The organism is Afifella sp. H1R, assembly GCF_021462425.1.
In the GTDB taxonomy this organism is placed as follows: Bacteria; Pseudomonadota; Alphaproteobacteria; order Rhizobiales; family Afifellaceae; genus Afifella; species Afifella aestuarii.
On sequence record NZ_JAKEDY010000001.1, the window covers coordinates 1,961,033 to 1,972,689 of the forward strand.

The following is an 11,657-nucleotide window of genomic DNA, read 5'->3' on the forward strand; positions in this document are numbered from 1 at the left end:
TTCCCCCTGCCGCCGATCGGCCTTATGGCCGGCGATTGCCTCTCAGCCCTCTCTATCTGAGACGAGACGAGAACGGCATCGTTGCGCTTCGCCAGACGGTGCGCCAAAAGCAGCGCCGAAAGGAATGTTCGAAATGTCCGAAGAAACCCAGATCATCGTTGGTACCGGCCATGCGGGCGTGCAGCTCGCCGCCTCGCTGCGCGAGCTTGGCTTCACCGGGCGCATCGTTCTGATCGGCGAAGAAACTGATCTGCCCTATCAGCGGCCGCCCCTGTCGAAAGGCTATCTGATCGGCACCGTCAGCGCCGAAGGGCTGCTTCTCCGCGGCGAGAAATTCTATGAGGACCGCAACATCGAGCTCATTCTCGGCGAAGCGGTCACGACCATCGACCGGGCGGCCCGCGAGGTCGAGCTGCAGTCGGGACGTCGCCTGCGCTACGATCATCTGACATTGGCGCTCGGCGTCCGCAATCGTCCGCTGCCGGTGCCAGGCGCCGAGCTCGACGGCGTCTTCGCCGTCCGTGGGCTCGCCGATTCCAACCGGCTGCGTGAACGCATCGAGGCGGCATCCAGCCTCGTCGTCGTCGGTGGCGGGTTCATCGGCCTGGAGCTTGCCGCAGTTGCCGCCAAGCTCGGCAAGACCGTGACCGTTGTGGAACTGGCGCCGCGTGTCATGGCGCGCGTCGTGACGCCGAAGATGTCGGAATTCTTCGAAAATGCCCATCGTCGCCGCGGCGTCCACATCATCACAGATGCACGCGTGCAGCGGCTCGAAGGCGAAAACGATCACGTCACGGGCGTGGTGCTCGCCGATGGGCGCAACGTCGCCGCCGATCTCGTTCTCTATGGCATTGGCGTTCTCGCCAATTCCGAGCTCGCCGAAGCCGCTGGCCTGGAGGTCAAGGACGGCATCGTGGTCGACGAGTTTCTCGCCACGTCCGATCCGGCCATCTCGGCGATCGGCGACGTGGCCAATCACCCGAACGTCCAGGCAGGCAAGTCGATGCGGCTTGAATCGGTGCAAAACGCCGTCGACCAGGCCCGCTGCCTCGCCGCGCGCCTCGTGGGCAAACCGACCGCCTATTGCGACGTTCCCTGGTTCTGGAGCGATCAGTCGAACCTGAAGCTGCAGATGGTCGGACTTCCCTTTGGCACGGATCAGACGATCCTGCGCGGAGATCCCGAAGCGGAAACTTTTTCTGTCTTCTGTTTCAAGGAAGGACGCCTGATCGCGGTGGAATCCGTCAACCGACCGGCCGACCACATGGCGGTGCGGACCTTGATGAAACTCGGTGTCGAAATCCGCGCCCATCAGGTCGAAGATCCCGATTTCGATCTTCGTGCCTTCACCCAGGCTCAGCGCAAGGCGGCCGCGCAGGCCTGAGAGCGCCTCCAGCGACGCCTCTGCGGATATGCACCGACCCTTCAGAGGACGATTCTGGAGGGTCGCCGGCGGCAGATCACGCGGTGCAGCGATCCAGCCCGGGCAAGCCCTCAAAGCGGGCTCGGGCGAACGCTGACGCGTCGCAGCCGCAGAAGCGAACAATCTGATAGTATCTCGGCGGAACCGTCCGGTGCCCGGGCGCCTTGCCACCGGCAGAAGCCTGGGAAGGCCGCGTCTTTGGTCGAGGACGACTTCCCGCTACAATGCCTGACAGGATCGCCGGGAGACGTCGCCATCATGACCCTACGCCAGACAGGTCGTTCAGTGCCGGTGGCGCTTCTGCGCGCCCGCGAAGCCTTCATGATGCATCTGCGGCCGATCATCGCCGAATATGGCTGCACCGAACAGCAATGGCGCGTTCTCCGCATCTTGGACGAAGCCGGTCCTTCCGATGCCACGGCGCTGTCGGCCCGGGCGTGTCTTCTCACCCCCTCCATGACGCGCATCCTGAAAGCCCTGGAAGAGCGCGGCCTCATCACACGCGGTCAGGACGGCCAGGACAGCCGTCGCCTGAAGATCGACATTACGGAGAATGGCCGCAGTCTCATCCGCCTCGCCTCGCCTGCCATCGAAGACGTTTACAAGCGCATCGAGACAATCTTCGGCGAAGAGAGGATGGAAATGCTGCTCAGCATGCTGGAGGAACTCGCCATGGACGGGCATGCGGTCGAATTTCAGCAACGACCGGACGAACTGCGCAAGGCCGTCGCCTGAGGCAGCGTTTCGTCTCGGACGCCCCATGGCGTGGGGTGGATTGTCACGCACCGCCACTTTCTGCTCTGGCCCTTTTTTGCCGGCGGCCTAAATGCCGGCTTACCATTCCTTCCTTTCCGGATGTCGCCCGCACCCCACCATGTCGAACGTCCTTTCCGTTTCCGGCCTGTCCAAAACCTATGAGAGCGGCTTTCAGGCGCTGAAAAACATCGATCTTGAGATCGAAAAGGGAGAGCTGTTTGCGCTCCTCGGTCCCAACGGCGCTGGCAAGACGACGCTCATCGGCATCATTTGCGGCATCGTCAATCCAACCACGGGCACCGTGACCGTGGACGGTCACGACATCATCTCCGATTACCGCGCCGCCCGCTCCAAGATCGGGCTCGTGCCGCAGGAGCTTTCGACGGACGCCTTCGAAACTGTCTGGGCAACTGTCTCGTTCTCGCGCGGCCTTTTCGGAAAGAAGCCGAACCCGGCCCATCTGGAGAGCGTGCTGCGCGATCTGTCTCTCTGGGAGAAGCGCGATTCCAAGATTATCACGCTCTCGGGCGGTATGAAGCGACGGGTTCTGATCGCCAAGGCGCTCTCACATGAGCCTGAAATCCTCTTTCTCGACGAGCCGACGGCGGGCGTCGACGTGGAGCTGCGTCGCGACATGTGGCGACTGATCAGCTCCTTGAGGGAGACGGGCGTCACCGTCATCTTGACGACGCACTACATCGAAGAGGCCGAGGAGATGGCCGATCGGGTGGGCGTCATCAATCACGGCGAGATCGTTCTCGTGGAGGAAAAGAAAGAGCTGATGCGCAAACTTGGCCGCAAGCAGCTCCGCCTGTGCCTCCAGGAACCTCTCCACGCTGTGCCGGAATCGCTCGCATCGTACGAGCTGGAGCTTTCCGAAGACGGCACCTACCTCACCTACACCTACGAAACGGCGCAGAACCGCAAGGGGATCACCTCCCTTCTGCACGATCTGACCGAGGCAGGCATCCGTTTCAGCGACATCGAGACACGCGAGAGCACGCTCGAAGAAATCTTCGTCAGTCTGGTTCACGAGGCGGCATGAACATTTACGCCATTCGCGCCATCTACAAATTCGAGATGGCCCGCACCGCCCGCACGCTGATGCAGAGCATTCTGGCGCCGGTCTTGTCGACGACGCTCTATTTCGTCGTCTTCGGCTCCGCCATCGGCTCGCGCATCGACGAAGTGGGGGGCGTCAGCTACGGCGCTTTCATCGTCCCGGGCCTCGTCATGCTCTCGCTTCTGACGCAGAGCGTGACGAACGCCGCCTTCGGCATCTATTTTCCGAAGTTCACCGGAACGATCTTCGAGCACCTGTCCGCGCCGGTCTCCTTCCTCGAGATCGTCATTGCCTATGTCGGTGCTGCGGCCACGAAATCGGTCATCCTGGGGGTCATCATTCTCGCGACCGCCACGCTTTTCGTGCCGCTCAGGATCGAACATCCGCTGTGGATGGTGACGTTCCTGGTGCTGACCGCCGTCACTTTCTCGATGTTCGGCTTCATCATCGGCATCTGGGCCGATGGTTTCGAGAAGCTGCAGATCGTGCCGCTTCTCATCATCACGCCTCTGACCTTCCTCGGCGGCAGCTTCTATTCGATAGATATGCTGCCGCCCTTCTGGCAGAAGGTGACGCTGTTCAACCCCGTCGTCTATCTGATCTCAGGCTTCCGCTGGAGTTTTTACGGTCTGGCCGACGTCTCGGTCACCGTCAGCCTGATCATGACCGCGCTCTTCCTCATCATTTGCCTTGCGGCGATCTGGTGGATCTTCAAAACCGGTTGGCGCCTGAAGAGCTGACATTCTCTCCGGGCCCCCTCCGGAAACCAACTCTCCTCATCCACAGGGTTTCGAAGCAAGCCAGATCCGGCACTTGAGTCGACACCCAAGTCCCGACGCGTTCCAAAAGCCCCCTTCGGCAAAAACCGAGGATCGTCCGGGCGGCTGCCGCGTTGCTCCTTCATACAATCCGCACACAATGAAGATTGGCAGGCGCCTCGCGTCTGTCCGGAAGGAGTTGTTCCATGCACCGCTTTAACAACAAGGTCGTTCTCGTAACCGGCGCCGCCTCCGGCATGGGTGAGGCGACAGCCCGGCGCTTTTCCAGCGAGGGCGCCAATGTGGCGCTGGTCGACATCTCCGACAGGCTCGAGGAAGTGGCCGGCAGCCTGCCGACCGAACGGACCCTGTCGATCCGCGCCGACGTCTCCAAACGCGAGGAAGTCGACGGCGCCGTCCGCAAGACGATCGATCAGTTCGGCCGGCTCGACATCCTCGTCAACAATGCGGGCGTCCTGGAAAACGGCAACCCCGAAGACATCACGGACGAGCAGTGGCACAAGGTCATGAAGACGGATGTGGACGGGGTCTTTTACGGCAGCCGCGCCGCCATTCCGGAGCTGGAGAAGACCAAGGGGTCGATCATCAACACGGCATCCGTCTCCGGAACCGGGGGCGATTGGGGCATGAGCCCCTACAACGCCGCGAAGGGCGCAATCGTGAACTACACACGAGCGCTTGCACTCGATCTCGGCAAGCGCGGCATCCGCGTCAATTCCGTCTGCCCGAGCTTCACCAAGACCGGCCTGACCGAGGACATGCTGGACGATAAGGAACTCGTCGACGCCTTTCGCCGCCGCATTCCCCTCGGCCGCCCCTGCGAACCGGAGGAGGTGGCTGCCGTCATCGCCTTCCTCGCAAGCGACGACGCGAGCTTCATGACCGGTGCCAATGTCCCCGTCGATGGCGGTGTGTCGGCCTCGAATGGCCAGCCGGTTCAGGCCTGACCTGACGCCAGTCTGCATCAGAGAACAGAGGGCGGGGCGAAGGCTCCGCCCTTTTCGGCATCAGGGCGATTTCACGATCGAGCCCGTACCGCACCTTCCGCTTCGCCGTCCGTCTGCAAAGCCTGAAGCCGGAGCGCCCGCGATTTGACGGTCTGCGCCCATTTCACGACGGGAGCATCCACCATCGCTCCATCGAGAGACACAGCGCCCCCCTCCCTCTCCGTGAGAGCCGACAGGATCTTCTCCGCGCGGGCAACTTCTTCACCCGTCGGCGAAAAGCCGCGAATGGCGGGCGCGATCTGTGCCGGATGGATGAGAAGCTTGCCGCCGAAGCCGAGATCGGCCGCATAGGCGGCGTCATCAACGACCGCCTGCTCGTCGCGGTAGGTCGTGGTCACCCCGTCGATCGGGCCAGCCAGCCCCGCGCAGGCGGAGGCGAGGACGAGTTCCTGACGGGCCGCATCGAGCGCATGCCGGACATGGCGCGCCCCGATGGCGACGGCATAATCGAGCGAGCCAAAGGCGAGACGGTCTGCAACCTGCGCAAGCTCGCGGGCGCGCACGATGCCGAGCGGCGTTTCGACAAGGGCAATGACGCGGCCGTTCGCCCCGAGCGTTTCTCGGGCGATCCGCAGAATGGCGGGATCTTCCGCTTTTGGCAGAACGATGCCCGTCAGAGGCAAAGTCGCGACAGCTTCCAGGTCGTCGGCGAAATATCCCGTATCGGCACCATTGAGGCGAACATAGATCTCCGTCTCGCCCGGCTTGAGTCCCGCAAGGCCCTGCCCGAGCCCCTCCCGCGCCGCCTCCTTGGCGGGGGGTGCGACGGCATCTTCGAGATCGATGATGACGGCGTCGGCGCCGGACGCGGCAGCCTTGCCGAAACGCTCCGGCCTGTCGGCCGGCACGAAGAGCGGCAGGAACGGAAAACGCGTGTCACCCATCATCGCTTCTCCTTCGAGGAAGAAGAAAACCAATCTTCTCGGCCTCAGGGATGGACCAAAGCCGGTCCATGAGTGGGTCCAGCTCGCCCGGCTCAACCGCACCGGACGACAATGCCAGCGCCCGCGCCTTCCCGGTAATCTCGGCCCGGCTCAGCGTGTTGCCGGGGTCGCCTTTCGGCACGTCGACACGCCCTTCGAACCGCCGCCCATCGCCCGTCGTCACCGTGACCTTGCCGATCCAGCGTGCCGGATAGGCCTGATCGACTTCCGCATCGAGCGCCATGTCCACCTTGTCGAGGAAGGACAGCGCGACGCGATCGTCGAGCACGCCGGCAAACTCCGAAAGACCCGCTTTGCGATGCGTGGCGACGAGGCCGAGCGTGGCACCCATGGAAAACTTCGCCTGATGCACGCTCTGCGGCTGTGTGACGGCGCCCAGAACATCGACCGCGCCCTGATGCACGTGGGTTGTGACGGCAGCGATATCGCTTGCGGCAAGATCGTGCTCCATCACCACCTTCAGCAGCGCGTCGGCCGCCGGATGCGTGTGCCGGCACGAGGCGTGAAACTTGAACGATGTCTCGGCGAGCGCCCAGCGTTCACCGAGCCGGTCGACAAGCTTTGCGGGATCGGCATCTGATGATGTCCCGGCAGCTAGCCCCTGCTTTCCTTCCAGGATCCGTTTTGCCCCGGTGAAGCCATCGCGCGCCAGATAGGCGGCTATCAGACCGTTCTCCGCCGCTTTCGCCGTATGCAGTTGCTTGGAATCGGCGGCATCGCGCAGGAATTCCCAAAGCCCGGCCGATTGCGTGCCGGCGGAGCCGAAGGCCTCACCCATCTCTCCGGCGGAAAGCCCGAGAAGACGGCCGACGGCCGCTGCCGCCGCAAACGTCCCCGCCGTGCCGGTCGTGTGAAAGACCGTGTAATGCGAGCGGCCGAGAAATTCGCCGACCCGGATACCGACCTCATAGCCGGCGATTGCGGCCGCCAGGAAATCGCGGCCTGACGCGCCGACCGTCTGCGCCACGGCCAGAGCCGGCGAGAAGACGACGGTCGCCGGGTGGAAGACGGAGCCGTTGTGAACGTCGTCCTGCTCGGAGATATGGCTCGCGGCCGCATTCACGATCGCGGCGAAGACGGGCGAGGTGGCGCGTCGATTGGTGAGGATTTCAGCCCCCCCATCGGCGGGCCCCATCGTCTCGGCATAGCTCTCCAGAACGCCGATGGCGCGATGCCCGCGGCCGGAGAGAGCCGAACCCGCCCAGTCGACGAAGAAATCGACGGCCCGTGCCACCACCTCTTCGGGCACGGCGTCGAGATCGAGGGCGGCAGCGAAGGCCGCGAGCTCGGCGCTTTCCCGGCCTGTCGTCTGCATCAAAAGCGGGTTGCGCTGTCCGGCATCAGCCATACGGAACCTCAGAAGGAGCGCGGCAGGCCGAGAACATGCTCGGCGACATAGGAGAGGATGAAGTTGGTGGAGATCGGCGCCACCTGGTAAAGCCGTGTCTCCCGGAACTTGCGCTCCACGTCGTATTCCTCGGCGAAGCCGAAGCCACCAAACGTCTGCAGGCAGACATTCGCAGCCTTCCAGGAGGCGTCGGCGGCGAGAAGCTTCGCCATGTTCGCCTCTACGCCGCAATCGGCATGGGCATCGAACTTCCGCGCCGCCTTGAAGCGCATGAGATTGGCCGCCTCGATATCGACATAGGCGCGCGCGATCGGAAACTGCACGCCCTGGTTCTGACCGATCGGGCGTTCGAAGACGGTGCGCTCATTGGCATAGGCGACCATCTTGTCGACGAACCAATAGCCGTCGCCGATGCATTCGGCGGCGATCAGCGTGCGCTCGGCGTTGAGCCCGTCGAGGATATATTTGAAACCCCGGCCCTCTTCGCCGATGAGGCTTTCAGCCGGGATTTCCAGATCGTCGAAGAAGAGTTCGTTGGTCTCGTGGCCCACCATGTTGCGGATGGGCGTCACCGAGAGACCATTGCCGATCGCCTCCTTGAGATCGACCAGGAAGATCGACAACCCCTGCGATTTCCGCTGCACGTCGGCAAGCGGCGTGGTGCGGGCGAGCAGGATCATCAGGTCGGAATGCTGGATGCGCGAGATCCAGACCTTCTGGCCGTTGACGACATAACGGTCGCCTTTCTTGACCGCCGTCGTCTTCAGTTTCGTCGTGTCGGTGCCCGTCGTCGGCTCGGTCACGCCCATCGACTGCAGCCGGAGCTCGCCCGACGCGATCTTCGGCAGAAACTCTTTCTTCTGCGCCTCCGAACCGTGCCGCAACAGCGTGCCCATATTGTACATCTGGCCGTGGCAATGGCCGGCATTGCCGCCCGAGCGGTTGATCTCCTCCATGATGATGGAGGCCTCCGTCAGGCCAAGTCCTGATCCGCCATATTCCTCAGGGATCATGGCGGCGAGCCAGCCTGCCTCCGTCAGAGCCGTGATGAACTCTTCCGGGTAGGTTTCCGCAGCCCCGTGCTTGCGGTGGTATTCGGCCGGGAATTCGGCGCACAGCGCGCGAAGCGCGTCGCGGAGATCGCGGTGGTCTTCCTCGTCTGCAATCATGTCACTCGTCTTTTCCGGAAGCTGCGAGCGCTGCAGCCTCCTCTTGCGTGATCTCAAGTTCGTCCAGGATGGCGCGTGTGTGCTCACCGAGCGCCGGCACCGGATCGAGCCGTGGCTGCCAGGCCGCGCCGGAGATCGGACGAAGGGCCGGAATCGTCCCCGTCGGAATGGCGATTTCCTGCCAGCGATTGCGGGCGGCAAGCTGCGGATGCGCCCAGAGCGCGGCCATGTCGTTGAGGCTCGCCGTGCCGATATTGGCTTTCTCGAGCCGCGCCATCGCCTCGGCAGTGGTCAGCGTGGAAAGGACGCCGTTGATGGCCTCGTTGATCTCATCCATATGCGCCGCGCGCCCGGCATTGCCCTTGAAGCGCGCATCGCCGGCGAGATCGTCCCGCTCCAGCACCGTCTGGCAGAAGGCCGCCCATTCGCGGTCGTTCTGCAGGCCGAAAATCACCGTGCCGTCGGCCGTGCGATAGGGCCCATAAGGGAAGATCGTGGCATGTCCGGCGCCCGCGAGCGGCGGTGGCGGTGCCCCATCGGTCGCAAAATACATCGGATAGCCCATCCATTCGGCCATCGCCTCCAGCATGGAGATCTCGATATGGTCGCCCCGCGCCGTTTTGTGGCGGTTGAGAAGCGCGGCGAGGATGGTGTTGTAGGCGGAGACGCCCGCGGCGATATCGGCGATCGAGATCCCGGCCTTGGCCGGCTGGCCGGGCGAACCGGTCACCGAGACGAAGCCGGCCTCGGCCTGGATCAGAAGATCATAGGCCTTCTTCTTGCCGTAAGGCCCGCCCTCGCCGTAGCCCGAAATCGCGCAAGTGATCAGCTTTTCGTTGTCTGCCCGCAGCGTCTTCTCTCCGAGACCGAGCCGCTCGGCGGCACCAGGCGCGAGATTCTGCACGAAGACGTCGGCCTTCTTCAAAAGCCGCTTCAGGATCGCGACGCCCTCTTCCCGCTTCAGATCGAGCGTGAGGCTTTCCTTGGAACGGTTCGTCCAGACGAAATGGCTCGCCATGTCGCGCGCCCGCTTGTCGTATTCGCGCGCGAAATCGCCGCCGTCCGGCCGCTCCACCTTGATGACGCGCGCCCCGAGATCGGCCAGAAGCCGCGTCGCATAGGGCGCGGCGATCGCTTGCTCGATGCTGACGACGAGAATTCCATCGAGGGGCCTCGTCACGGCGTCGCCTCGCCTCTCATACGCAGCCTCTCATGGTTCGCTCTCCTCTCTCCTCGCGGGTTCGCTACGGGCCCACATTCTGCGGCGGGCTTCGAAGACGATCCATGCCGCCTACGACAGGAAAGAGCTTGCGGACCAGTCGTATTCTCTGGATGCTGCTTTCGGCAATGGAGAAAGCTGGATGCATTTCGACCTGACCGATCTCAGGCTCTTCGTGGCGGTGAGCGAGCTCGGCAGCATGGCGGAGGCGGCACGTCTCCATCACATCTCCGTCTCCGCTCTGCACGAGCGCATGAAGATCCTGGAAAGCCGCGCCGGCGTGCCTTTGCTGGAGCGCACCGCCAGAGGCTCCAAACCGACGCGCGCGGGCCTCATGGTCGCGGGCCATGCCCGCGCCGTCCTCTTGCAGGCGGAGCGCCTCGACGGCGCGGTGGAGGCCTGGAAGCAGCGCGAAAGCGGTCTCATCAAGCTGCGCGCCAATTCGAACGCCATCACCAGCTTTCTTCCCGACGTGCTGGCGAGCTTTCTGGCCCGCCACCCGGACGTGATCGTCGATCTGGAGGAAGACACCTCCGATGAGATCGCCACCGCCGTGCGCTCCGGCGACGCCGACATCGGCATTGCGGCGGAAAACGCTCAGCTCGACGGCATCGAGACCATTCCGATCCTCTCCGACCGCCTTGTCTTCATCGCCCCGGCCGGGCATCCGCTGGCGCAGCGCAGCGCCGTCACCTTCACGGATCTCCTCGACGAGAGCTTCATCACACTCGACACCCGCTCGGCGATTTCCGCACATCTGAAAAAGCACGCACACCGGCTCGGCCGCGAATTGACCATCCGCATCCGGGTCAGAAGCTTCGGCAGCGTCTGCCGCATGGTGGCCGCCGGCGCCGGCGTGTCGATCGTGCCGGCGAGCGTCATCCCGGCGGAAACCTTGGAAAAGGGCGCCAAGGTCATCGCCATCTCCGACGACTGGTCGCAGCGCGATCTCGTCATCTGCCTGCCGCGTGATCGGCCCGTATCGAACCTCGTTCGGCGGCTCGCCGATGCGGTCGCCTCACCGCAGGAAAACCGCCTGGCTGCCTGGCGGGCAGGTCAGGCGCGCCCGCATCCCGCATCGCCCGCCAGGACCTGAGACGCCGGCAGAAGCCGCCGCATTTCGTTTGCCGCCTCATATCAGACCATAGCTTTTCGCATAGCTCTTCCAAGGCGGCTCTCGCACAGCCTGGCGCGACAAGCTGAAGCCGTTCTAATATTTGCAGCTTTCCGACTGCCCGGGGCTTGATCGGCCGGGCAGACGCCCAATGATCCCCATATCCCCTTCGTTCTGCCCGCGTTGCCCCCGAACGAATTCGTCTTTATGAATTTCAAAGATTTCTGAACTAACTGGAGAAATCACTCTTGCGCCCAGATCTTCCGCCCCCGGTCCAGTCCTTCATCCTGCATTTTGGCGAGATGGGCAGCCGGTGGGGTATCAACCGGACGGTCGGGCAGATCTACGCGCTTCTCTACATCTCGCCGCGACCGCTCTGCGCCGACGACATCGTCGATGCTCTCGGCGTTTCGCGCTCCAACGTCTCCATGAGCCTGCGCGAATTGCAGAGCTGGAACCTCGTCCTGCTGCGCCATCTGCCGGACGACCGCCGCGATTTCTTCACGACGCCGGACGATGTCTGGGAGATCCTCAGAACCCTGGCCGAAGGCCGCAAGCGGCGGGAGATCGATCCCACCCTGACCTTTCTGCGCGAGGCATTGATGGAGCCGCCCGCCAACGAGGCGGAAGCGCATGCCCAGGCGAAAATGCGCGATATGCATGCCCTCATCGAGCAGCTCACCGGCTGGTACGACGACGTGAAGACGCTTGAAACGGAGCGTCTCGCAACGTTGCTCGCGCTCGGCGCCCGGGTCACGAAATTGTTGGAGACCAAGGACAAGATTGTCGCCCTCGGCTCCTCTAAAAGGAATGGCCGGAAGACGTGATCCGCCAG

11 protein-coding genes are annotated in these 11,657 nt (G+C 63.5%); 7 read left to right on the top strand and 4 right to left on the bottom strand.

The features are described from left to right. The first annotated feature begins 133 nt into the window (after window positions 1-133). From L0F51_RS09350 to L0F51_RS09370, 5 genes are all read left to right on the top strand, one after another. Window positions 134-1,384, top strand: a complete 1,251-nt coding sequence (locus L0F51_RS09350; RefSeq protein WP_234628907.1) for an NAD(P)/FAD-dependent oxidoreductase — start codon at window positions 134-136, stop codon at window positions 1,382-1,384. A gap of 297 nt (window positions 1,385-1,681) precedes the next feature. Continuing rightward, window positions 1,682-2,158 (top strand): homoprotocatechuate degradation operon regulator HpaR, encoded by a 477-nt coding sequence (hpaR, locus tag L0F51_RS09355; protein ID WP_234628908.1) that lies wholly within the window; start codon window positions 1,682-1,684, stop codon window positions 2,156-2,158. Window positions 2,159-2,297: 139 nt separating this feature from the next. After that, window positions 2,298-3,224, top strand: a complete 927-nt coding sequence (locus L0F51_RS09360; RefSeq protein WP_128291094.1) for an ABC transporter ATP-binding protein — start codon at window positions 2,298-2,300, stop codon at window positions 3,222-3,224. Beyond that, on the top strand, window positions 3,221-3,982 hold the full coding sequence (locus tag L0F51_RS09365) for an ABC transporter permease (protein ID WP_128291093.1): 762 nt from the start codon (window positions 3,221-3,223) through the stop codon (window positions 3,980-3,982). Before L0F51_RS09360 ends, L0F51_RS09365 begins: the two co-directional genes overlap by 4 nt. Window positions 3,983-4,206: 224 nt before the next feature. Beyond that, window positions 4,207-4,968, top strand: a complete 762-nt coding sequence (locus L0F51_RS09370; RefSeq protein WP_234628909.1) for an SDR family NAD(P)-dependent oxidoreductase — start codon at window positions 4,207-4,209, stop codon at window positions 4,966-4,968. Window positions 4,969-5,039: 71 nt separating this feature from the next. On the opposite strand, the gene L0F51_RS09375 is transcribed toward L0F51_RS09370, so the two are convergent. From L0F51_RS09375 to L0F51_RS09390, 4 genes are read right to left on the bottom strand one after another with little or no spacing between them, the layout of a single operon-like run. After that, the gene (locus L0F51_RS09375; RefSeq protein WP_234628910.1) at window positions 5,040-5,915 is read right to left on the bottom strand and encodes a CoA ester lyase; all 876 of its coding nucleotides are present in this window, start codon (window positions 5,913-5,915) and stop codon (window positions 5,040-5,042) included. Beyond that, window positions 5,905-7,320, bottom strand: coding sequence for an MmgE/PrpD family protein (locus tag L0F51_RS09380; RefSeq protein ID WP_234628911.1), 1,416 nt, complete (start codon window positions 7,318-7,320; stop codon window positions 5,905-5,907). Before L0F51_RS09380 ends, L0F51_RS09375 begins: the two co-directional genes overlap by 11 nt. 8 nt (window positions 7,321-7,328) lie before the next feature. After that, window positions 7,329-8,489 carry an acyl-CoA dehydrogenase family protein gene (locus L0F51_RS09385; protein ID WP_234628912.1) on the bottom strand — a complete coding sequence of 387 codons (1,161 nt, stop codon included), beginning with the start codon at window positions 8,487-8,489 and terminating at the stop codon, window positions 7,329-7,331. Window position 8,490: 1 nt separating this feature from the next. Beyond that, complete coding sequence (locus L0F51_RS09390; protein WP_234628913.1) at window positions 8,491-9,669, bottom strand: CaiB/BaiF CoA-transferase family protein; 1,179 nt, start codon at window positions 9,667-9,669, stop codon at window positions 8,491-8,493. Between the two features lie 181 nt (window positions 9,670-9,850). Between L0F51_RS09390 and L0F51_RS09395 the strand changes: the two genes are divergently transcribed. Then, window positions 9,851-10,804 carry a LysR substrate-binding domain-containing protein gene (locus tag L0F51_RS09395; protein ID WP_234628914.1) on the top strand — a complete coding sequence of 318 codons (954 nt, stop codon included), beginning with the start codon at window positions 9,851-9,853 and terminating at the stop codon, window positions 10,802-10,804. Window positions 10,805-11,124: 320 nt separating this feature from the next. After that, window positions 11,125-11,649 (top strand): GbsR/MarR family transcriptional regulator, encoded by a 525-nt coding sequence (locus L0F51_RS09400; RefSeq protein ID WP_128291818.1) that lies wholly within the window; start codon window positions 11,125-11,127, stop codon window positions 11,647-11,649. Window positions 11,650-11,657: the final 8 nt, after the last annotated feature.